This window comes from Chitinophaga eiseniae, from assembly GCF_012641265.1.
Lineage (GTDB): Bacteria > Bacteroidota > Bacteroidia > Chitinophagales > Chitinophagaceae > Chitinophaga > Chitinophaga eiseniae_A.
Map to the genome: position 1 here is coordinate 488,356 of NZ_JABAHZ010000005.1, position 22,232 is coordinate 510,587.

The following is a 22,232-nucleotide window of genomic DNA, read 5'->3' on the forward strand; positions in this document are numbered from 1 at the left end:
GTTGACAGAGATACGGTTTCTTATCTCAGCGGATTGCCGCAATTTCATCAGATATCTATCTGTCGTAAATGTTCCGGTTAAAATTCTCGGTAGTAATAGCTCACATCACAGGGTGGCTTATATGTCTGAGTTTACCCCTGCTGTTTATCAGCGGGCAAACGGGCGACCGTAAGGCACTTTCTATTTTATTTTCAGCTGATTACCTGGTATTCCTGGTAACCTATGTAGCATTGTTTTATTTCCATACTACTTTCCTGTTTCCCCGCTTGTATTTCAGGAAGTTATATGTACTATATTTCCTGGCGGTGGGATTGATGCTGATCATGGTTAATTACATGCAGCCTTTTGATCATTTGTTCCGCCGGTTTCCACATCCTCCCATGGAAGCCGGGTGGCGGTGGCATCCACTAGCTCCGGCTCCTACGGAGCTGGAAGGGCATCCGCCTGTGCAGATTGATGTTGTCAGCGACTTCCTGTTCCTGCTCACCATTGCCCTGAGCATTGCCATAGAAACCACGCAGCGATGGCGGCAAACCGAACAACGCGCCCTGTACGCGGAAACCCGTAAAACCCAGGCAGAACTATCTTTTCTCAAAGCCCAGATCAATCCCCATTTCCTGTTTAATACCCTCAACAATATTTATTCGCTGGCCATGACACGCAGCGATCATACCGCCACGAGCATCATGAAGTTATCCAACATGCTGCGGTATGTAACTGAAGATACCCGGCACGATTATGTACTGCTGGAAAATGAGATTGATTGTTTGCGGGACTATATCGATCTGCAAAAGCTTCGCCTGACCAGTAAAACAAAAGTCAACTTCGCCGTTACCGGCTCTCCGGGCATTAAGTGTATTGCGCCGCTGGTATTGCTTCCTTTCCTGGAAAACGCTTTCAAATACGGCGTAAGCAACCACGAAGCGTCAGAAATCAATATCCTGCTGAATACTTCAGAAAAACATATTCATTTTTTCTGCAGCAATAAATTGTTCAGGATAACCGATGATATGCAACGCCCCGGTATAGGCATTGCCAATACCCGGCAGCGCCTCGACCACCTGTATCCCGACAGGTATGAATTGGAGATCCGGGAAGACAACGGCGCTTATGCCATTTCTTTACAGCTGCAGGTATAACAAATTATGCGCTGGAACAATAAAAATGATAGATAAACAGGCAGAATGTACAGCGTATAGATATGCCGGTTCCGGTAAGCGGATATAGAAAGTAATTTTGGGAGATGCGTCCCTTGTTATACTTTCCTTATACGCCATCCGAAGAACCGGCATACCTGTTGACAGGTTAGCTCACGTATCAATGCGGTGCTTAGTGATACAGATAATTTAAGGCAATAACGTCATTGGCGTTGAAGGTACGGTTGCCGCCATTGGAGCAGGCGAGCATCCAGGAGTTAGCATCTGGTCCGGTAGGTGTGCCAGGAATATTGATGGCACCTACGCCGCCATCGCCTTCATTTACAGCGCTACCACCACAGCTGTAGGAGCGGTCCATATAGTCGGTATGACGCATACCGATACAGTGACCGATTTCGTGCTGGATTACAGAACCTACATACAGTACATTAGGATTGGATCCATAAGCGTACTGGTTGGTGTTCATCTTGATAGTGCCATAAGGATTTCCACCGCTGGTAGGGAAACCGGAAGATCCAAGGGTGATGTAACCACCGCTGGGGCCCTGGTTAAATCCTTTGATGGTGATAGTTGGCGTACCGCTGGTAATGCGTTGGAACTTAACGCGGAGGTTCAGCCTGTTGTAGCGGGCAATAGCGGTATCTGTTCCGGCAACAAAGGCAGTTCCCAGGTTAACAACTTTTACCGTAATCACGCGGGGCAACGCGGTTACCAGGTAATTGGTGCGATACTGTTCGGTATTAGCAACCCGGAGAACAGGGCTAATAACTTTTTCCTTCAGCTGATCGGCAGTAAGCAGGATGTCGCCTTCCACGAGGTAACCATCTTCTGTTTTCTGCACGTTATCAGTGCTGAAGCCATTTGCTTTAATTTGGGCCAACACTTCTGCAGACACGGGGTTTGGCTGCACCTCCTGCTTTGCGCCATTCTTCTGGCAGGACGCAAATACAAATGCTGCTGCCATGCAGCAGAGAGCAGGAATTGATTGTTTTCTCATAGATTCAGATTTTTGGATTTTTGGTTAAGAAAAAAATATCCGTTTTGCCTGTTTTTGTAAACATGCAATTACTACTAAACTAAATACCAGCAATGATCTACAGCGAGTTAACATCAGGGGTGCCAACTATTTAAAATAGCGTTCCCCTTGCTGCAAATGCAATTGCTCCAGCTATATTTATTTCTCCAAAAAAACTTCAGTAAGACTGTGCTCTCTTTTTGGATGCATACAATAGCTCAATGCCTCAAAGGGCATTACCTTAAATTTTAATGATTGGGTTATGATTCATTGCCACCGGGTGTTTCCGGTCATCCAGACTTGCTCAAATTTGCTCTACAGATTGATTAAAATGTGAAATGGTTTTTACCAATCGTTGCTCAGATTTTGTTGATTTACTACTTAGAATTTCCTCTTTCAATATTACAACTTTCGTTCAATTTAAAAAAAATATTTTGCGGGGAACCGTCTAAAAAATTGTGTTGCACAAGTAAAATACAGTAGCTTTAAGTAGCAACACTAAACCAAAATCAAGTACCTGTTGCCATCATCCCCGCATGAAGCTAATAACCGTGAAAATATGGCCCTTACTGGCTTTGCTGCTATACTCCTGTTACCCCGTTGCTGCACAGCAAAAAATTATGGCAGATACGATACCCGCAAGATATGCAGCCGACACTGTTACCCTATCACATCCAAACGGCCCCTTTCTCGTAAAATTCAAAACGACGCCCAAAGCGGCTGCCCTGCAACAATATGGGCTCATGCAATCGATTACGCGTCAACATTACATATTACAGCAACTGCCGGCCGACAGCCTGATAGTGTATTGCTATCGGGCCAGCCAGGCTTATAAGGCCAGTGCCATGTTACTGGCACAAGTAGAAAAAGCGGGGCCGCAGGATAGCATGATGATGCAGATACGCTGTACCATTTCAGGCGGTCATTTGCCTTATGCCAGCGTGCAGCGGTATACTGCACAGTACAGCACAGCCGTGGTGAAAGTAAAAAAGCAGGATTGGCCCGCATTTATCAGTCAACCCGCTATATCTTTTGCCGATATCATCAGGCATCCTTCCACAGAAATTATCATTAATACCAGTAACCTTACTGCCAACCGCATTAACATCGCCCAGCAACAATTTCCATTAATACGTGGACAACGTGTATCCGTTTCCGTTAAAGAAGATCTTTTCGATACAACAGATATTGATTTGCTCGGCAGGTATCTTTCCTCGTCTTATACATCGTCACAAAACAGCTCTCACGCCTTGATTATGGCCACCCTCATAGGCGGAGCCGGCAATAGCGGTGATAAGGGCCTGGGCGTAGCACCGGAAGTAAAACTCAGCAGCGCAGATTTCAACAGCAGTCTGCTCCCAGATGACAACAACTACTATACGCAGGGAAACATCACCGTACAGAACCACTCTTATGGGACGGCCATTGAAAATTATTATGGGACGGAAGCGGTGGCGTATGACCAACAGATCCACGAAGCCGATACAATTGTACATGTGTACTCTTCCGGCAATATAGGCACCCAGGCGTCTACATCCGGCCGGTACCAGGGACTGGCGAATTATGCTAACCTGTCCGGTAATTTCAAGCAGGCCAAAAATGTAATCGTAGCAGGTGGTACAGACGACGCGCTAAACATGATGGCACTCAGCTCCCGGGGTCCGGCCTACGATGGCCGCATTAAGCCCGATATTACCGCCTATGGTCAGGATGGTACCTCCGGCGCCGCAGCCCTTACCTCAGGTGTGGTGGCGTTACTACAGGACGCCTGGCGTCAACAATACAATACTCCCCTGTCATCGGCCCTGGTGAAAGCAGTGATCATTAACAGCGCCCAACGTGCTGCCGGGCTGCTCCCAGCCTATGATCGCGGTTATGGCAACCTGCATGCGCTGGCCGCCTTACAAACGATCCGTGATCATCGGGTACTCCAGGGTGAAGCAGGCAACCAAAAAGAAAGCACCTTCCAGATCACCGTTCCTGCCGGCATACAGGAGCTAAAAGTAACCCTCTGCTGGAATGATCCACCCGCCGCCGTCAATGCGCCACAAGCGCTTATAAACGACCTGGATCTGACAGCGGTAACTGCCGACCGGCGAACCTGGCAACCATGGGTGCTCAGCAGTTATCCCCTGGCCGACTCCCTGGCATTACCGGCGAAACGAGGGCGCGACAGTATCAATAACACAGAACAGATTAGCATCCTGCAACCAGCCAGCGGCATTATGCAGCTTACTGTAAAAGGCACACGGATACCTTCCGGTACTCAACCTTTTTACCTGGCGTATGAATTTACCCCTGTAAAAACTTTCCAATGGCAAAACCCTGCTCCGGAACGCATATTGGGCGCCGGGCAAACCCTGCCACTGCAGTGGCAAACTACGTATAGTGGTAACAGTGATATTTCCTATAGTACCGACAGTGGCCGCACCTGGCTTCCTATTGCCCAACAGGTACCGGTACAACAGGGGTTATACAACTGGCAGGTACCGGAACTATTCAGCAAGGTGTGGCTGAAGCTAACGTTAACGGATACGTCGTTTGTCAGTGCCCCCTGTTATATATCTCCTACCCTTACTATACATACCGGCTTCAATTGTACCGACAGTGTGCTGTTGTACTGGAATACACAACCCAATGCAGCGGGCTACCAGTTGTACACACTGGGCAATGAACAATTAATGCCGTATAGCCAAACGCGTGATACCTTTGCATTCATCAGCAAATCGGCGGTGAAGTCCCTATACTTTGCCGTAAGCCCTATTGCCACAACAGGATGGACGGGTATGCGCAGCTACGCCCTTAATTATAGCCAGCAAGGTGTAGGATGCTATATAGAAAACCTGCTGGCAGATAAAACTACCGATAACAAAGTGTTACTGTCGCTCACACTGGGTAGTGATTATCATCTAAAAAAATTTTACTGGGAACGCCTATCCGCCAGGGGCTGGCTTTTGCTGGGAGAACAATCCACGGGGACTGTCCTCAACTTCAACTACCTCGACAACAGTGTTACAGAAGGATTACAGCGCTACCGCGTAAAGCTGGAAACCACCGATGGTCAATTTATTTACTCAGATCCCGTTACCGTGGAAATGCTGATCAACAACAATATTCTCCTGTTTCCCAATCCTGCTGCCGCCCAGCTATATATCCTAGATAAAGAAACCCGTAGCCGGAAAATGGTCATCACAGACATGAGCGGGCGCATTGTGTTGCAACGCAACCTGGAAGATACCCAGGAGATAGTACCGCTGCAACAGCTGGCCAATGGCATTTATAACTGCAGTATCTACCTGGACAATAAACGGATCTTTTCCAGGCAGTTTGTAAAACAACCTTAACAAACATCTATAATATTCCCCGTCTCCGGTAATAGGCCGCAGCAGCCTTACTTATGCCATTATTCCCGCTGCAACAACCACGAGTGGCCTTATCGCCAAGGGTAAAATCCGTCAATAACAAGTTAAGATCAGAGAGAAAATAATTATACTGAAGTTTTAATTTTAATTGTCAACAAGACAGTTAAAATTACATAACAGTTATCACCAGGATAAGATCCGAAAACCCGATAGTCAAAGAATCAATAGCCCTGTAAATTATCCGCCAAAGACCCGTGTGCCCGACTCCCTTACTGTGGCAGGTAGCCCTTCTGTATCAACCAATTTTCTGAACTATAATTCCAAACCACACAAATCAATGTTGTATGAAAAAAGTTCTATCCTTTCTTGCCTGTTTATTCATGACCACGATGCTATCTGCTCAAAAAACGGTTTATATCCCGCCAGAATTCAGCACGGATCCCTATCTATCCACCTGGTCCTGGTCGCGGAGTTACCAGTCGGCCAACTTTGTTGTATTCTGGGGGAATGTAGTAGGCACTAATCCCGCGTCCTACAGCGATCCAAACCTGGCTTTCAATCCTGTAGCAGTTTGCGATACGCTGGAGAAAATTTATACCAAATACATTGCGCAAATTGGCTTTTGCTCCGACACCGCTACCAAGAACCTGGGAAAGTACAAACTCATCATTGTGATGAATGACACCTGGGGCAGTGGAGGACCCAGTGGCTGGGCATTTGGCGGTACTTATGGCAATACAATCGGTGCTATGTGGGTACATCCGAACGCTACCCGTGATGGCGGCGTTACCAGTCATGAGCTCACCCACAGTTTGCAGGGTATGATTGCTATCCAGGAAAACCCCAACTGCGGTTTCAATGACTATGAACCTGCCGGCTTCTTTTGGGAAACCCACGCCAACTTTATGCGTACACAAATGTATCCCCGTTTTGCGAACGATGACCTCCCCCGGTGGATGGCTACCAGCATGTTCCATTACAGCTCTACCCGCCATCATTACGATGCCTTTAAAATGCTGTGGTATATGCAACAGGTAGATGGTATTACCATGGTAAACCGGCTGTGGAAGGAATCTATCCGTACCAGTTCCTCTGCCGGCGAACATCCGCTGATGACCTACCGGCGGCTAAAAAGCTGGACACAGGCGCAACTCAACGATTTTATGTTTGACTATGTCAAAAGGGAAGTAGCCTGCGACTATACCGTCAATAATTTCGGCGCTATCTATAAAGCAGAGCGCGACCGGCTCAAAACACAGGAACCCCATTATATCTGGCGCTTATACACCATGTTGCAGCAAATCAGCGCCGGCACCGGGAGATATAAGATCGACAATGCCAGTGCTCCGCAAGACTACGGCTATAATATCATTCCCTTGTATACTACCTGCAGCGGCCGTAACGTAACCGTGAAATTCAAAGGGCATACGGAGGTCAACAGCACGGCAGGCTGGCGATACGGCTTTGTGGCCACCCTGGCTGACGGCACTATTTCCCGGTACGGCGCCACTGCTACGGCCAACGAAAGCGAAATCAGTTTCACGATGAACAGTAATGAAAGTCAGCTGTACCTGGTGGTCATGGGCGCGCCCACTACCCACACCAGTTATGTATGGGAACCCGGATGGCCCAAGATCAGGCGTTATCCATACGAGCTCCGTATAGCCAATGCCGTACCTGAAGGCTACCAGAGCACTTTCCGCTCCGCCTACAAAACTAACGGGCACACGCATACGAACGGAGGCGGCTGGGTAGCCAACAGCGCCAGCGTGGCATCTACGGCTTATGTAGGCCCAAAAGCCATTGTGCTGGGCAACTCCAACATTACAGGTACGGCCCAAATTACCGGCAATGCCTGGGTAGAAAATGCCACCGTAGGCAATACCGTTACCATTAGCGGTAATGCCAGCATTTATGGAGGTTCATATACCGGCAGTGCCATCATTACCGACAATGCCGTGCTCACCAACTGTACCGTTTCCGGTAATGTTAATGTAACAGGCGATGCGCTGGAATGGGGCGTTACCTTCGGCAATTCCGTGATAGTAGGCGGCGATGCCGAAATCGGCAGCTGTGCCACCAACGGTACCTACCTGCAGGTGCCTCACTCCAATAATGGCCGCAACGATTGCGACGGCAAAGGCGCCGGCGACGCGTCTAACGTGGATATCAACAGTGCCTGGACCCAGTTTACCGATGCCCAGATGGCCTGGAGTACCACTCCGTCCTGTAACGGTACCCTCAGCACTGCTGATGTCGATAGCAGCACTTTAACGCCGGCATTCGCTAAAATAGGCAGCAGTACAGGCAATACCCGTATACGCATTTCCCCTAACCCGGTGAGCAACCAGTTTACCGTTGCGCTGGAGGGATTTGCTGCCAGCAGTAATGTGCAATTAATTATTTACAACAACCAGGGTGCGCCGGTGCATGTAAAAGACCTGCAGCGTAGCAGAACAGCTACCCTGCGGGTGAAAGACTGGAGCAAGACCAGTGGCGTATATTATCTGCGTGCTACGGGAGGCAATAAAACAGCGATAGAGAAGTTGGTCGTAACGGAATAGCGACAACCAGTAAAGTAATAAAGCAAAACAGCCGCTCTGATCAGATCAGAACGGCTGTTGCTGTATTTACAATGTATTATTACAGGTGAATCGCTTCGCCGTAAGCTACTTCTATAGCGTCTTTTACAGATTCGCTCATAGTTGGGTGCGGGTGGATAGAATCCAGCACTTCCTGGTAAGTAGTTTCCAGTTTGCGTGCTACTACTGTTTCAGCGATGATTTCAGTTACGTTGGCGCCAATCATGTGGGTACCTAACCATTCGCCGTATTTAGCATCAAAAATTACTTTTACGAAGCCTTCAGTAGCGCCGGCAGCAGAAGCTTTACCGGAAGCAGAGAATGGGAATTTACCCACTTTCACTTCGTAACCAGCTTCTTTAGCCGCTTTTTCAGTGTAACCTACAGAAGCAATTTCAGGCGCGCAATAAGTACAGCCTGGGATGTTCATGTAGTCGATTGTTTCTGGTTTGTGCGCATATTTCTTTTCATTGTATGCGATGGCTTCCACGCAAACGATACCTTCTTTAGAAGCTACGTGTGCCAGTGCCTGACCAGGAACCATGTCGCCGATAGCGTAAACGCCCGGTACATTGGTTTGGTAGTATTTATCTACCAGTACACGGCCTTTATCGGTTTTGATACCCAGTCCTTCCAGACCGATATTTTCGATATTGGCAGCGATACCTACCGCGCTCAGTACCACGTCTGCTTCCAGGGTGATTTCGCCGGTCTGGGTTTTTACTTTTGCTTTTACACCGTTACCAGTGGCTTCCACCGCTTCTACAGAGGCGTTAGTCATGATTTCGATGCCTTTCTTTTTGTATATTTTTTCCAGTTCTTTGGAGATATCTTCATCTTCTACTGGTACAATGCGGGGGAGGAATTCAACGATGGTTACTTTAGTACCGAGGGTAGCATAGAAGTAAGCGAATTCAACGCCGATAGCACCGGAGCCTACCACGATCATGGATTTAGGCTGCTGAGGCAGTACCATGGCTTCGCGGTAACCAATTACATTTTTACCGTCGATTTTCAGGTTTGGCAGTTCACGTGCACGTGCACCGGTAGCCAGGATGATGTGTTTAGCATCGTATACTGTAGCTTTACCGTCTTTGTCGGTAACTTCTACCTGGCCTTTGGTTTTTAACTTACCATTGCCCATTAACACATCAATCTTATTCTTTTTCATCAGGAACTGAACGCCCCTGCTCATTTTATCGGCAACACCGCGACTACGTTTGATTACCGCATCAAATTCTACTTTTGCATCACTTACTGTGATACCATAGTCTTTTGAATGCTGGGTATATTCGAATACCTGTGCAGTTTTTAATAAAGCTTTGGTTGGAATACAGCCCCAGTTTAAACAGATACCACCCAGGTTCTCTCTTTCCACTATTGCAGTTTTAAATCCCAGCTGAGAAGCACGGATAGCAGCCACATATCCGCCGGGCCCACTACCAATTACGATTACGTCGTATGCCATATTGTTTAATTTTAAATTGAACTGGCCAAAGGTAAAGAAATAAGCAGAAAGCGCAAAGCATAAAGCATAAAGCTGTTAGAGCGAATGACCAGCACGGTAGTTACCCGGCCAAATCATTCGCTCTAACAGCTTTATGCTTTATCTGCTATACTTTTTACTATCGGAGATCTACTACTTCAACGCCAGGATATTTTTTAGCATCGAAGCTAAATAACGCATCACTCAAATTGGTGTTAGGCGTGAAATTGGTGATTTCGTAGGTGTAGTGGTTGCCATTCTTTTCAAAAACCTTCATTTTGGCAATGCTTTGGTTTTTCTTGTCGATAGACACAATCACCTTGAAAACGTTCTTGGACTTGTCGGTCGGCGTCAGCTCAATATTCTGCAGCACTTTACCTTTTTCGGTGGTTTCACCGTTCAGTTTGTACAGGTAATCTTTGTCGTAAAAGTTGGTAAACAGTTTGGCAGGTGTCATCGCGCTGCTGCTTTGGTCTACGTTGTTGACAGTTACCTCGTTTACATCTTTGGCGTAAGTCCAGGAAGTTTTGTTATCGCTGATAATTTCCTGTCCCGGTAAGGTTACTTTGTATTTAGCACCTTTCAGGTATACGGTTCCTTTTTTTGAATCGGTTACACTGTTATTGGCACCTTCTACTTTTAATATAAAATTGGCTACTACTGTTTTTAATGACTTGAATTTATTACTAACACCATCTAAAACAGTCTTTGCCTTGGGGTCTGAGGCTCCTTTAGATTGTGCCATGCCGCTGAAAATGATACCACTCAACAACATTCCTGTTAATACAAATTTCTTCATCGTAATTTTTTTTAGTTTGTGCTACCCTCGCTAGGCAAATGCCATGCCGGTATAACCTTGTTGGTTCTTTTACAGGGTGCAAAAGTCTATATATTTCCTGAAAATGGGTAATAAATTCCCGATGCCTTAATATATTATAACAAATTATTAAGGATTTCCTGTAACTCGCTTTCGGTTCTTACCAGCACTTCCCTCGCTTTACTTCCCATGTTAGGTCCCACAATATTGGCTGCTTCCAGCTGGTCCATGAGGCGGCCGGCCCGGTTGTAGCCCAGTTTCATGCGGCGCTGCAGCAAAGATGTAGATCCCTGTTGGGTGGTAACGATTACCTGGGCGGCTTCTTCAAACAGCGGATCGCGGTCGGCGATGCTCAGCTCCTTGCCGTCGGGATCTTTGTCATCCACATATTCCGGCAGCAGAAAGGCATCGGGGTAGCCCTTTTGGTTGCCGATAAATTCAGCCACGCTCTCTACTTCCGGCGTATCCACGAACGCACATTGCAGTCGCACCAGCTCTCCGTTGAAGGACACCAGCATATCCCCCTGTCCTATCAGCTGCTCGGCGCCGCCGATATCGAGGATGGTACGGGAGTCGATTTTGGAAGACACCTTGAATGCCACCCGGGCCGGGAAGTTGGCCTTGATGGTACCGGTAATAATGTTAACAGACGGGCGCTGGGTGGCAATAATCAGGTGAATGCCCACCGCACGGGCCAGCTGGGCCAAACGGGCAATCGGCATTTCCACCTCTTTACCGGCTGTCATAATCAGATCAGCGAACTCATCCACCACCAACACGATAAATGGCAGGTAACGATGCCCCTTCAGCGGGTTCAGGCGACGTTGGGTGAATTTACCGTTATACTCCCGGATATTACGGGTACCTGCTTCTTTCAGCAGGTCGTAGCGCAGGTCCATCTCAATACAAAGCGCATTGAGGGTATGGATCACTTTTTTGGTATCGGTAATAATCGCGTCGTCCTCCCCTGGCAGCTTCGCCAGGAAGTGCTTCTCGATAAGTTTATAGAGAGAAAGTTCTACCTTTTTCGGATCTACCAATACAAACTTCAGCTGGGAAGGATGCTTTTTATAGAGCAGCGATACCAACAGTGTATTGATACCAACGGATTTACCCTGGCCAGTGGCACCCGCCATCAGCAAGTGCGGCATTTTAGCCAGGTCGGCAATAAAGTTTTCGTTGTCGATTTTCTTACCAATGGCAATAGGCAGGTCCATGGTGCTGGTCTGGAACTTCTCCGAGGCCAGCATATTCTTCAGCGATACGATCGACTTCTTCACATTAGGCACCTCTATACCAATGGTACCCTTACCCGGGATAGGCGCAATGATACGGATACCCAATGCAGATAAGCTCAGCGCAATATCATCTTCCAGGTTCTTAATCCGGGAAATACGTACACCGGCCGCCGGTACTATTTCATACAGGGTCACAGTAGGACCTACGGTAGCACTGATTTTCTGTATGGAGATGTCATAATTCTTGAGCGTATCAATGATCTGGTTTTTATTCTTCTCCAGTTCTGTAGTGTCCTGAACAATCACCTTATCGGCGTTATGGTTTTCCAGCAGGTCCAGCGTCGGGAACTTATAATCTCTCAGGTCCAGCGACGGATCAAATGGATCTACCGGTTCCACGGGGCGGGAAGGTACTACTTCTTCTACCTCATCTTCCTCATCCTGGTAAGTGGGCTTGATTTCGAATGCTACTTCACCTGGCTCATTCTTTTTCTTCAGCGGCGGAAGCGGCGGCTCTACTTTTTCTTCTATATACAGTAACGGTCCGGGATCTTCTTCTTCCTCTTCTTCTTCCTCTTCGGGAGATAATTCATCGTCAAACGCCTCTTCCGGTTCGGGCATTGCTACAGGAGCCGCCACCGGCGGCATGTACGGCGCATGGGAAGGGATAACGGTGATATCTTCTTTTTCTATCAGCTGCAATGGTGGCAGTCCCTCTTCGTCTTCCTCTTCCTCCAGGTGTGGCGGGATGACCATCACCCCGTTATCTTTCAGTCCATTTTTGCGCGGATCGTCTTTGGCCGCTACCGGTGCGGCAGTAGTGGCTGCCTGTGGTACGGGAGCAGCAGGAGTAGCTGCCGGCACGGGTTTCGGCAGTTTCACCTTTTTCTCCGGCCATTTGAAGCTGAAATTAAATTTCCAGATCAGCCAGGAAAAGCCCACTACCAGGAGCAACAGGGCTGTACCGGTTTTGCCTACAAAGCCGGAAGTCCATTTATTCAGGGCATCGCCCAAGGCGCCTCCCCAGGGGAAGTTGTAACCACCGGCAATAAACGCCATCGACATACTGATGAAGAGCAGGCCGAAGAGAATATACTTTACATTGCGCCAAACGCGGAATACGCGTCGGCCTACGATAAAGTTGATACCTATGATAAAGAAGAAATAGCAAAACAGGTAAGCTGCAATACCTACCCCATAAAAGAAAAAGTTGTGCGATACGTAAGCTCCGAGGCGGCCCAGCAGGTTATCAACTTTTACATCTCCGAAAAATAATTCCCGGGTAGAATAATGAAATATTTTATCCTGGTCATCTTCCCAGGTAAACAGGTAAGAAGTGAATGCAATAAAGCAGTAAACAGACAGTAAGAGGAAGAATACCCCCATGACTTTGTGGGTACGTTCATCTTTTACGAGCTCTTTTACTTTTACCTCAGGCTCCTTGTCTTTCTTCAACACATCCGGGTTAGGTGCGGCGCCTTTCGGTTTTTTGTTTTCCGGTTTTTCGGTTTTCAGTTTATTCCTGGACATAATTAGCTTTTAGCTGTTACTGCCAGCTGCAGCCTTCAGTACGATGGTTGATACTAAATGGTGACAGCAGTGTAACTTCAATTGGGATTACCTGGGTGGTTGATTACAACTGTAAGATCCAGTGTGTAATAAATGCCGGCACCAGGGGATCAATGGTTTGTTCCAATTCTCCATATTCACTTTCTCTACAGGTTTTACAACGCTGGAACAGATGGTTTAGTCCATCAAATTTACGTATTGTCGTCAGCAGATTGCCATATTCATTTAAAGTACGGCTGATAGCATTGAGATTAGCCGTGGCATCTACCTGTATGTCTTCTGTACCATTAATGGCCATAACCGGGCATTTGATCGCCCTCAGGTATTCGGCCGGTTTAAAGCGCAATATAGAAATAGCTTCCGGTGTTAGCGTCATGGCGGTAGATTGTACCATTTCATCTTCCGTGAGCTGTTTTTTCTCTTCGTCGCTGGAGCTCTGGTATAATTTCCGGAGCATAGCTTCGGCTTCGGGTTTCAGAGAAGCCAGGTCACGATCGCTGGCCAGCAGGTCCCAGTAGGGCTTCAGCCGTTTCTGACTGGCAAGGATGGCACTGTCACTATCTCCCGCCAGTTTGCTTTTAATCGCCAGCTGCCGGTCTACCAGCTCGCGTCCGGGCAGGCCCGGACCGGCCATAGATATCACAAAAGCCACCAGCGGGTTGTTGGCCGCCGCAATTTCGGCGATCATGGCCCCTTCGCTGTGTCCGAGCAGGCCTATATTCGCTACATCCACGTCTGTCCTCGTTTTCAGGTATCCCATTGCTGTAACGGCATCATGGGCGAAGTCATAGATGGATGAAGAGTCATACACACCGGTGGAATTCCCAACGCCCCTGTCGTCGTACCGCAGTGAAGCTATGCCATTACGGGCAAAATAATCGGCCAATACCAGGAAAAGTTTATGCCCGGCAATTTCTTCATCCCGGTTTTGTGGTCCTGAGCCACTCAACATCACCACTACCGGGTATTTCCCGGGAGCTGCCGGACGGGTAAAGGTTCCTGATAAAGATACTTTATCCTTGGTATTATTAAACCTGACTTCCTGTGTCAGGTAAGGAAACGGTGGTTTAGGCTCCTGTGGCCGGTTATACAGGCTCTCTTTGGGCACTTCCTTTTTCCCCAGGTCCAGTGCGCCTTTATCATTCCCAAAGCTGGCAATACCTTTAAATTGCTGGCTTGCCGCGTCCCATACGCCGGAGTAAGCAAATCCCACTTCACTGATACGCAATAGTAGCGTGTCTTTCCGGTAGACGACCGTTTCGAAATCCAGCGTTTCTGATTCGGGCAGGTCGGGCAACTGCAAATGGCCGGTATATCCTGCGCCCTCGGGCAGCAGGTCTACTATCACCCTTTTCTTTTCGCCATAGTACAGTTTAAAGACCCCATACCACTTACCGGTCATTGCCGGGTTATCCTGTGCCATTGTCGTTGAACCTACCAGGCAACCCAGTATTAACACCCAAAAACCTTTAAACATACAAAGCTCCTGTTTATGCTTTTAATTTCAGAATGCCTGACAACAGGCAAATCCAACCTGCTATAAAAAATACACCACCAATGGGGGTGAGAATACCAATGCCTTTTAATCCCACATTACCTGTCATTTTCAGTACGGTGAGCAGGTATAATGACCCCGAAAACAGGAGTATGCCAATGATAAAACATCTTCCTGCCCATTCCAGCTGGCCACCGGGAAGTTGTGCAAAAAGAATTCCTGTAGCTAATAACGCAAAAACGTGATAAAATTGATAAGTAACGCCTGTCTGAAAAGTAGATACAGTTTCCGGGGGCACCAGCTCTTTCAGCTTATGTGCACCGAATGCACCCAAGATGACTGCCAATGCGCCTAATACTGCCGCCCAAACTAAAAAACTCTTATGCATACTAGAAATTTTGCGTAAAGGTATCCAATGAAATATTATCCGATGAAATGATGTGCTGTGATTGCTGATAGAAGGGCAGTCGCTCTGCCAGTTTCTTTTCCACGAATCCCACCAGGTCTTCCCCTTCCAGGTCGGCAATCAGCGGGCGTTTGGATTTTTTGCGTTCCAGCCGTTCTACCATGGTTTCCAGGGAAGGATTAATCCAGATGGTAGTCCCGTGATCATTCATAAAATCCATATTTTCCTGGAAGCAGGGAGTACCACCGCCACAGGAGATCAGGAAATTTTCCTGTTCAGACAATTCCCGGAGCAGTGTACTTTCGCGCTCCCGGAAATAATCTTCCCCTTTAGTGGCAAAGATGTCTGCAATGGCCATTTCTTCTGCTTCTACAATTACTTCATCCAAATCATAGTAGGGAAGCTGCCAGTGATCTGCCAGCTGTTTTCCCCAGTAGGATTTGCCGGCGCCCATAAAACCTAGTAAATATATCTTCATAAATAACGCAACAGTGCTTAATAAATCCTTTCCTCACGCAGGATGAGTCCATGCCAGGCATAGGTCATTTTCCATAATATATTGCAAATATAACCGGGTATTTGTATCCTCTTTGTTAAAATCGGCGGTAATAAAACCAGCCTGTTGATAAACAAAGGGGTGCAACCGCATATTTTCTTTAAAATCAACACTTCCCTGGCCATACCATTTAAACATAGCCTCTTTGGCGCTCCAGCAGATGGTTTTATGGACCAGCTCATGTGCAGGGTCTATAAACGATCTTTCTGCCGGGCCGAGGAATTTATGTGATACCCTTTCAATTTTCGGCTTCACCTCTTCAATATCTATGCCTACTGCCGCTTTGGTACTCACAATAGCCGCAGCATAGTCGCCACAGTGAGAAATGGAAAAATGATAACTATTGCAGGCCAGTACTGGTTTCCGGCTGTTTGTGACCATAATACCGTGCACCGGAAATTCCGGAAAAAGCGTTACCAGCAAGTATCTTCCCGCAAAATGCTGTAACCGTTTATGCGGATGATGGATAGCGGGGCTGATATTTACCTGTTGCCGGAAAAAGTCTTCTGTCTCTGTGATCTTCCATACTCCCAGCCTGGTTTCCGGTTCAATTTGTATCGTTCGTATTAATGGCATATCTTGCCAAATTAAAGCAAAAAAGCAGAAAAAACAGTTTTTGGCGCTTCGTCTTTAACGAAACCCTAACAGCTGAAAATCAAAAGCTAACACTACAGCTCACTAAAACCAAACGACTAAGATGATTTTGTCAGACAAACGGATCCTGGAGGAAATTGAAAAAGGCACTATCGTTATTGCTCCTTATGACCGGAAATACCTGGGTACCAATTCCTATGATGTACACCTGGGCAAGCACCTGGCTACCTATAAAGACCGGGTACTGGATGCGCGGAAACACAATGAAATAGAGCATTTCGAAATACCTGAAGAAGGCTATGTTTTACAACCAGGCACCCTGTACCTGGGCGTAACAGAAGAATATACCGAAACACATGCACATGTTCCTTTCCTGGAAGGTAAGTCCAGCACAGGTCGTTTAGGTATCGACATCCACGCTACTGCCGGTAAAGGCGATGTGGGTTTCTGCAATACCTGGACACTGGAAATTTCCTGTGCCCAACCCGTGCGTATATACGCCGGTATGCCCATTGGCCAGCTGATTTACTTTGTGGTGGAAGGAGAAGTAGAAATACTCTACAACCGGAAAGGCAACGCCAAATATAATGGCCGCACAGTAAAGCCGGTAGAAAGCATGATGTGGCGCAACGAATTTTAGTCTTTTCCCGCAAAGGCGCAAAGAAAAAAAGCAGCAAAGGATAATATCATATTCCTTTGCTGCTTTTTTTCTTTGCGCCTTTGCGAGCGTTACTCCCCCGCTATGATCCTCACGTTGTGCGCTTCTGTAATGGACGGCACTTCCAGCTTACTGATCAAACGCTCCATGGCCGCCAGCGGCACAACTGCCTCCCGCTGTTTATTTTGCTGTAACAGCCTGGCAGCCGGCACCTCCACATATACAATCGTTACTTCCGCCTGGTAAATACTAAACAATCCCATTAACTGTTCCCTCATTTGCCGGGTAATGTTGGTGGCATTCCATACAAAGGGTTGTTTGTTACGGAGATAAACCCTGGCTTTTTCCTTCGCTGCCTGGATCACGGTACCATTGCCACTTTTATCGGTGGGCTTTATTTTCATCTCCTGCCGGATATCATCCAGGGAGATGACCGGCAGTTGCGGGAAATGTTGCCGTACATAAGTATCCTTTCCGGCGCCCGGGAGACCACTCATCATCATCACCGATGTTTGCGGCTGTTCAAATGGCACATAGTCCGGCGAGCTGCCTGCTTTATGCAGGTAGTGCATTTTCGCCTGGTTGGTAGCAAAAGCGCGGGGTTGTCCCCAGCAATCGTTTTCCCGGCACAGTTCTTCAAAGCAATCTACTTTATACAGCAATGCCTCCTGATCGGTGCAATAGCGCCCGAGAGCATCGGCCCTGGCCAACAAGGCCAGCAGGGCGGTATCTACTTCCAGGCTGGCGCTGATCACTGCTTTCTGCGGATCCGGTTTTTCGAATACCCACAGTGGCAGGCCGTGATAACGTACCAGCTTGGCAATTTGTTCCCGTATAGTAAATGGGGTGGGCACTTCGCGGTAAAGGATTTGCCGGGTACGTGCTTCTCCTTTACGGGCATGCCCTGCCGAGGTGATGCTGCCATCGGGTTCTACTACCGTGGTGCTGTATTTTTCCACGTCGTGCAACAGGGCGGCGGCCCACATGATTTCCTGTGTTGCCAGCGGCAACGCCTGAAAACCCGGTAGCGCCGCCAGGGCCGTCAACACCATCTGCGTATGTACGGCCACGTTACCTTCCGCATGATGCCGGGCATGCTGTGGCACCTCCTGCATCACCCTTACCCACGCGAACTCCTGCTCCAGCCGGGTCCAATCTTTATGTTCACTTAATTGCCACATAGTCACCTCCTTCATGATTTAATTTAGCACGGCGCCAATGCCTGGTCCAGTGCTGGTCTGTTTTAACATGTCCTTTCCGGACATATTTAAACACATTGTTTGCAAAATCGCTCACCGCGTATCCATCGGCATTACGCGATACAATCCCTTCTATAGTAGTAGGCTGCCCGGTATGCACGTCATAGGGTTCGAAAGTCCCGCGGCTGTTCACCAATGCCAGGATATCCTGTTCGAAATCTTTTCGTGCAGGCGGCGGCGTTACCCGTTTTATTTCCGGTACCACCGGTAAGTCCAGCATAGCAGCATAAAACCGGGTTTCTTCCCAGCTCAGCCAGCGCTGGCCCTCGCGGATACCAAATACATAGAAATGATGTTCCAGGTAGCGATATTCGATCGAATGTACTGCGTACAGGTTCTCCAGGAAAATTTCCAGGTCGCCCAGGTCATTCTTAATACTTTGCCAATAGCGGCGTATGCTTTCCGTCCATGCCGATGTAGTGGGCGCTGCATGTGAGCGCGCAAATACGCCGTGGCGAGAAAGACAATTATTTTCACCGTCCAGTTTTTCCGTGTGAATCAGCACCGGGATTTGCTGCAGCAGTGGCCAGTAGTCATGTTGAATGCGGTCATCGCTGGTAGTGCCGGGCGAAAACGGATAATGCCAGGTACGGCCATATTTTTGAGAAATTGCCATGTTATCGGGTTTAAATTAAACAATCGTATCACAGGCCGGTTCCAGGATGGAACGGCTAAAGGAATAAATTAATATGCCTGTGACATTACATGGCTCAAGTGTTAATCGTGTTTAATCAACGAGCCGCAAAAATAAAGAAAATAATTAAATAGTATATTACGTCAGCTTTGAAACAACCAGGCACCCACAACAACCAGCTAACACCATGAGAAAACTCCTTCTTTGCGCTACTGCTGCTGCAGCCCTGGCGGCTTGTAACAACGGTAGTGACGGCAGCCAGAAAAATGGCACAGACAGTACAGCCAACATCGCCTTCAACAGTTATGAACAACGGTTTATTGACGCCTTGTGGAAACACAATCCCGATTGGGCTACCAGTGTAGGCTTTCACAAGTATGACTCCGTATTGATCGTTCCTGACAGCGCTGCTACCCAGGCACAACTTGCCTTTGTACAGCAACAACTGGATTCCCTGAAATCCATTGACCTGGCCACTTTGAACGATGCCAACAAAATCGATTACCAGCTCATTCAAAACTACCTGCAATCTGTTCAATGGTCGGTGAATGAATTGAAGAGCAGCGAGTGGGATCCCGCCGGCTACAATGTGAGCAGCACCTTCGCATTTATACTGAACGAAAACTACGCACCACTCGAATCGCGCTTGCGCAGCTTTGCCGCCAGGTTGCAGCAGGTACCGGCCTATTACGAAGCTGCTAAGAAAAGAGTGAAAGATCCCGTACCTGAACTCACCGCATTGGCCATCGATCAAAACAATGGCGGAGCGTCTGTATTTGAGAAAGACTTTGCCGACTCCCTGAAGAAAACCAGCATCCCGGCCGCCGAACAAGCTACCATGCTGGCCAGCGCCAAAGCAGCTTCCAAAGCCATTCACGATTATGCAGGCTGGCTGAAAGCGCTGAAACCGGAACATCCCCGGAGCTTCCGGTTGGGCAAGGCCCTATACGAGCAGAAATTTAAATTCGATATACAATCTTCTTCCAGCGCTACCGCCATCTATGAAGCAGCACTACAGCGCAAAGCCTTTGTACATGGCGAAATGACAAAGATCAGCCGCCAGTTGTGGCCGAAATATTTTGGTCAGACGCCTATGCCGGCAGACTCACTCGAACTGGTAGGCCGTATGATTGACACACTTTCCGTTCAACACGTGAAGCCGGAAGAATTTCAATCTGCCATTGAAAAGCAGATACCCGTGCTGATAAGCTTTATCAAGGAAAAAAATCTCTTGTACCTGGATTCCACCAAACCGCTGGTAGTACGCAAGGAACCTGCGTATATGGCCGGTGTAGCCGGTGCTTCCATCAGCGCCCCCGGCCCGTACGACAAGGGTGGCAATACTTATTACAATGTAGGCAGCCTGGAAGGATGGCCTAAAGAAAAAGCTGAAAGCTACCTGCGCGAATACAACAAATACATCCTGCAAATATTGGATATCCACGAAGCCATCCCCGGGCATTATACCCAACTGGTGTATGCTAATCAATCGCCCAGTCTCATTAAATCATTGATGGGCAATGGCGCTATGATTGAAGGATGGGCTGTATATACAGAGCAAATGATGCTGGACAATGGCTATGGCCATGATGAGCCGGAAATGTGGCTGATGTGGTACAAGTGGAACCTGCGCACGGTATGTAATACCATACTGGACTACAGCGTTCACGTGAAAGATATGAGTAAGGAAGACGCCATTCATTTGCTGACTAAAGAAGCATTCCAACAGGCTGCCGAAGCAGAAGGGAAATGGAAAAGGGTGAGTGTTACCAGTGTACAGCTGACCAGCTATTTTACCGGGTACAAGGAAATCATGGATCTGCGGGACGCTTATAAAAAGCAACAGAATAAGGATTACAACCTGAAAACATTTAATGAAAAATTCCTGAGCTACGGTAGTGCGCCGGTTAAATATATTCGCCAGCTGATGCTGGGCAATCAGTAATAATCATTCATAAAAAGCCGGAAGCGTACGGCTTCCGGCTTTTTTATGAATACTCAGGTATCGCAGCTAACATCATCCCATTCCTGGTTCCTATAGGTAATCAACCAGTTCAGCGCATAATGTCGTTCATAAATCACGCCTGGCGGCAACGGCGACGGCTCTTTTTTCACACGGGCGTTCACGCAGGCCCAGTCGGCGCGGTAATACAGATCGTTGGCATCAAGTATTTCAGTAGCTGAACGCAGTTCTGTGGCTGCATCCAAAAAGGCCGCCGGATCAACGTCTGGTCCGCGGAATGGGAATACGTCCTGTGGCACCATATTAAGATCACAGAGTGCATCCATTTCTCCCAGTGCCGGTATTTTTTTCAGTGCCCATAGCAGCACCCAGATATCTTCACATTTCCAGGTTTCCCTTTTTCTCCCTTCCTCCTGTGGATCGGCCAGAAAGGCTTTTTCGCCAGCCGTGGTGTGCTCCCAAAGGTGGTAGCGTTGCAGGTAACTGATAATTTCCGGCGCTTCAATATAACCAAAAGCAACTGTATTGATAGCCGCCAGTACGGCCACGCGGGTAGCCACTTCGCGGGTGCTGCGCAGTTGTACGGTCGATTCGTCTTCAATGGCTGGCAGCCATGCAATGGTTGGTACGTTCATGGCGTTCAATTGCGCGATATTGCGTTCCCGCCGCGCCAATGCCTGTTCTGATGCCTCTCGTTCTCCATCAAAATATTTTGCATCGATATTCACCGGGAGCGCTGTAGCAGTAGAACGGCCAGTTACATCGAGCAACAATGCCCCGGTTTTATCCCAAAAGCCTTGTACGTCTGTTTTGAAAATGGTAGTATCGCCGCTAAAGAAAATGCCATCCAGTTTTTGGGCCAGCTCCAGGATCATGGTTTTGTTTTCTTCCGTGAAAGCCGGGGTAGCCACGATACCTATTTCAGTGTTCAGCGTAGCTACTTTCGCCAACAGTAATTCTTTCAATTTAGGATTGTCTGCAGGCAGTTCCTGTATAAATCCGTACATACCGCGCAGGTTAGTGATGACCGGGTCATCGTTGTGTACCAGCTGGTAGCCTGGGATAGCCCGCTGACGATAAGTAAATGTGAGGCTATTGCCCTTACGGAAAAGCGTTTTCCCGGTGGTAACCGTTAACTGTTCCCATTGATGGGCGGGGCCGGTTATTTTCACTCCTTTTTCTCCGAAATGTGTTTGCAGGTGGGTTAACACTTGCTGCATGTTTGTTTCATGCGTGTAGAGGGTACAATTTTCCATGCTGTTCTGTTCGAGGGCACAAAGTTAGCCATAAGCGGGCATAAATGGTATTGGATTTGCCTTTATTTGATGAAGGTAGATAGGAAAACAACGGCAGATTTTATTCTCTTCATCATAAACCAATGGCCATATGAAAAACAAAACCTTGCCAGTCGTGACTGTCTGTTTATTACTCCTGGCAGCAG

Annotated in this window: 16 protein-coding genes; 5 read left to right on the plus strand and 11 right to left on the minus strand. The window is 47.8% G+C overall.

All coding sequences use genetic code 11. The features are described 5' to 3' along the window. Positions 1-68: 68 nt before the first annotated feature. Positions 69-1,139 (plus strand): sensor histidine kinase, encoded by a 1,071-nt coding sequence (locus HGH91_RS21970; protein ID WP_168740937.1) that lies wholly within the window; start codon positions 69-71, stop codon positions 1,137-1,139. A 190-nt stretch (positions 1,140-1,329) separates the two neighbouring features. On the opposite strand, the gene HGH91_RS21975 is transcribed toward HGH91_RS21970, so the two are convergent. Then, positions 1,330-2,154, minus strand: coding sequence for a M57 family metalloprotease (locus HGH91_RS21975; protein ID WP_168740938.1), 825 nt, complete (start codon positions 2,152-2,154; stop codon positions 1,330-1,332). Positions 2,155-2,708: 554 nt separating this feature from the next. On the opposite strand from HGH91_RS21975, the gene HGH91_RS21980 reads away from it, so the two are divergent. Beyond that, the gene (locus HGH91_RS21980) at positions 2,709-5,516 is read left to right on the plus strand and encodes a S8 family serine peptidase (RefSeq protein WP_168740939.1); all 2,808 of its coding nucleotides are present in this window, start codon (positions 2,709-2,711) and stop codon (positions 5,514-5,516) included. A 362-nt stretch (positions 5,517-5,878) separates the two neighbouring features. Next, entirely contained in the window at positions 5,879-8,098 is a 2,220-nt protein-coding gene (locus tag HGH91_RS21985; RefSeq protein WP_168740940.1) for a DUF6055 domain-containing protein, read from the plus strand. A gap of 79 nt (positions 8,099-8,177) precedes the next feature. On the opposite strand, the gene lpdA is transcribed toward HGH91_RS21985, so the two are convergent. The 7 genes from lpdA to HGH91_RS22020 form a co-directional block, all read right to left on the minus strand. Continuing rightward, entirely contained in the window at positions 8,178-9,584 is a 1,407-nt protein-coding gene (gene lpdA / locus HGH91_RS21990) for a dihydrolipoyl dehydrogenase (protein WP_168740941.1), read from the minus strand. A 157-nt stretch (positions 9,585-9,741) separates the two neighbouring features. Continuing rightward, positions 9,742-10,401, minus strand: coding sequence for a LolA family protein (locus tag HGH91_RS21995; RefSeq protein ID WP_168740942.1), 660 nt, complete (start codon positions 10,399-10,401; stop codon positions 9,742-9,744). Between the two features lie 134 nt (positions 10,402-10,535). Next, positions 10,536-13,187, minus strand: a complete 2,652-nt coding sequence (locus HGH91_RS22000; RefSeq protein ID WP_168740943.1) for an FtsK/SpoIIIE family DNA translocase — start codon at positions 13,185-13,187, stop codon at positions 10,536-10,538. Positions 13,188-13,290: 103 nt separating this feature from the next. After that, positions 13,291-14,703: an alpha/beta hydrolase family protein gene (locus HGH91_RS22005; RefSeq protein ID WP_168740944.1), complete on the minus strand. Its 1,413-nt coding sequence runs from the start codon at positions 14,701-14,703 to the stop codon at positions 13,291-13,293. A gap of 13 nt (positions 14,704-14,716) precedes the next feature. Beyond that, the gene (locus HGH91_RS22010) at positions 14,717-15,109 is read right to left on the minus strand and encodes a DUF423 domain-containing protein (protein ID WP_145672785.1); all 393 of its coding nucleotides are present in this window, start codon (positions 15,107-15,109) and stop codon (positions 14,717-14,719) included. Between the two features lies 1 nt (position 15,110). Continuing rightward, positions 15,111-15,605 carry a shikimate kinase gene (locus tag HGH91_RS22015; RefSeq protein ID WP_168740945.1) on the minus strand — a complete coding sequence of 165 codons (495 nt, stop codon included), beginning with the start codon at positions 15,603-15,605 and terminating at the stop codon, positions 15,111-15,113. Positions 15,606-15,638: 33 nt separating this feature from the next. After that, the gene (locus HGH91_RS22020; RefSeq protein WP_168740946.1) at positions 15,639-16,259 is read right to left on the minus strand and encodes a 4'-phosphopantetheinyl transferase family protein; all 621 of its coding nucleotides are present in this window, start codon (positions 16,257-16,259) and stop codon (positions 15,639-15,641) included. A gap of 121 nt (positions 16,260-16,380) precedes the next feature. Here HGH91_RS22020 and dcd point away from each other — a divergent pair, with 121 nt between their 5' ends. Then, entirely contained in the window at positions 16,381-16,917 is a 537-nt protein-coding gene (gene dcd / locus HGH91_RS22025; RefSeq protein WP_168740947.1) for a dCTP deaminase, read from the plus strand. Positions 16,918-17,006: 89 nt separating this feature from the next. Here dcd and HGH91_RS22030 read toward each other — a convergent pair whose 3' ends face one another. After that, positions 17,007-18,131: an ATP-binding protein gene (locus tag HGH91_RS22030; RefSeq protein ID WP_247651806.1), complete on the minus strand. Its 1,125-nt coding sequence runs from the start codon at positions 18,129-18,131 to the stop codon at positions 17,007-17,009. Then, positions 18,100-18,810, minus strand: a complete 711-nt coding sequence (locus HGH91_RS22035) for an RNA ligase family protein (RefSeq protein ID WP_168740948.1) — start codon at positions 18,808-18,810, stop codon at positions 18,100-18,102. Before HGH91_RS22035 ends, HGH91_RS22030 begins: the two co-directional genes overlap by 32 nt. Before the next feature lie 205 nt (positions 18,811-19,015). On the opposite strand from HGH91_RS22035, the gene HGH91_RS22040 reads away from it, so the two are divergent. Next, positions 19,016-20,773: a DUF885 domain-containing protein gene (locus HGH91_RS22040; RefSeq protein ID WP_168740949.1), complete on the plus strand. Its 1,758-nt coding sequence runs from the start codon at positions 19,016-19,018 to the stop codon at positions 20,771-20,773. A gap of 53 nt (positions 20,774-20,826) precedes the next feature. Here HGH91_RS22040 and HGH91_RS22045 read toward each other — a convergent pair whose 3' ends face one another. Beyond that, a complete protein-coding gene (locus HGH91_RS22045; RefSeq protein ID WP_211092386.1) occupies positions 20,827-22,047 on the minus strand; it encodes a DUF4272 domain-containing protein in 1,221 nt (406 codons plus the stop codon). Positions 22,048-22,232: the final 185 nt, after the last annotated feature.

What these genes read in the sequence shown, in the direction of transcription:
- HGH91_RS21970 (WP_168740937.1), top strand. Translation starts at nt 69, where the DNA reads ATGTTCCGGTTAAAATTCTCGGTAGTAATAGCTCACATCACAGGGTGG.
- HGH91_RS21975 (WP_168740938.1), bottom strand. Translation starts at nt 2,154, where the DNA reads ATGAGAAAACAATCAATTCCTGCTCTCTGCTGCATGGCAGCAGCATTT.
- HGH91_RS21980 (WP_168740939.1), top strand. Translation starts at nt 2,709, where the DNA reads ATGAAGCTAATAACCGTGAAAATATGGCCCTTACTGGCTTTGCTGCTA.
- HGH91_RS21985 (WP_168740940.1), top strand. Translation starts at nt 5,879, where the DNA reads ATGAAAAAAGTTCTATCCTTTCTTGCCTGTTTATTCATGACCACGATG.
- lpdA (WP_168740941.1), bottom strand. Translation starts at nt 9,584, where the DNA reads ATGGCATACGACGTAATCGTAATTGGTAGTGGGCCCGGCGGATATGTG.
- HGH91_RS21995 (WP_168740942.1), bottom strand. Translation starts at nt 10,401, where the DNA reads ATGAAGAAATTTGTATTAACAGGAATGTTGTTGAGTGGTATCATTTTC.
- HGH91_RS22000 (WP_168740943.1), bottom strand. Translation starts at nt 13,187, where the DNA reads ATGTCCAGGAATAAACTGAAAACCGAAAAACCGGAAAACAAAAAACCG.
- HGH91_RS22005 (WP_168740944.1), bottom strand. Translation starts at nt 14,703, where the DNA reads ATGTTTAAAGGTTTTTGGGTGTTAATACTGGGTTGCCTGGTAGGTTCA.
- HGH91_RS22010 (WP_145672785.1), bottom strand. Translation starts at nt 15,109, where the DNA reads ATGCATAAGAGTTTTTTAGTTTGGGCGGCAGTATTAGGCGCATTGGCA.
- HGH91_RS22015 (WP_168740945.1), bottom strand. Translation starts at nt 15,605, where the DNA reads ATGAAGATATATTTACTAGGTTTTATGGGCGCCGGCAAATCCTACTGG.
- HGH91_RS22020 (WP_168740946.1), bottom strand. Translation starts at nt 16,259, where the DNA reads ATGCCATTAATACGAACGATACAAATTGAACCGGAAACCAGGCTGGGA.
- dcd (WP_168740947.1), top strand. Translation starts at nt 16,381, where the DNA reads ATGATTTTGTCAGACAAACGGATCCTGGAGGAAATTGAAAAAGGCACT.
- HGH91_RS22030 (WP_247651806.1), bottom strand. Translation starts at nt 18,131, where the DNA reads ATGAAGGAGGTGACTATGTGGCAATTAAGTGAACATAAAGATTGGACC.
- HGH91_RS22035 (WP_168740948.1), bottom strand. Translation starts at nt 18,810, where the DNA reads ATGGCAATTTCTCAAAAATATGGCCGTACCTGGCATTATCCGTTTTCG.
- HGH91_RS22040 (WP_168740949.1), top strand. Translation starts at nt 19,016, where the DNA reads ATGAGAAAACTCCTTCTTTGCGCTACTGCTGCTGCAGCCCTGGCGGCT.
- HGH91_RS22045 (WP_211092386.1), bottom strand. Translation starts at nt 22,047, where the DNA reads ATGGAAAATTGTACCCTCTACACGCATGAAACAAACATGCAGCAAGTG.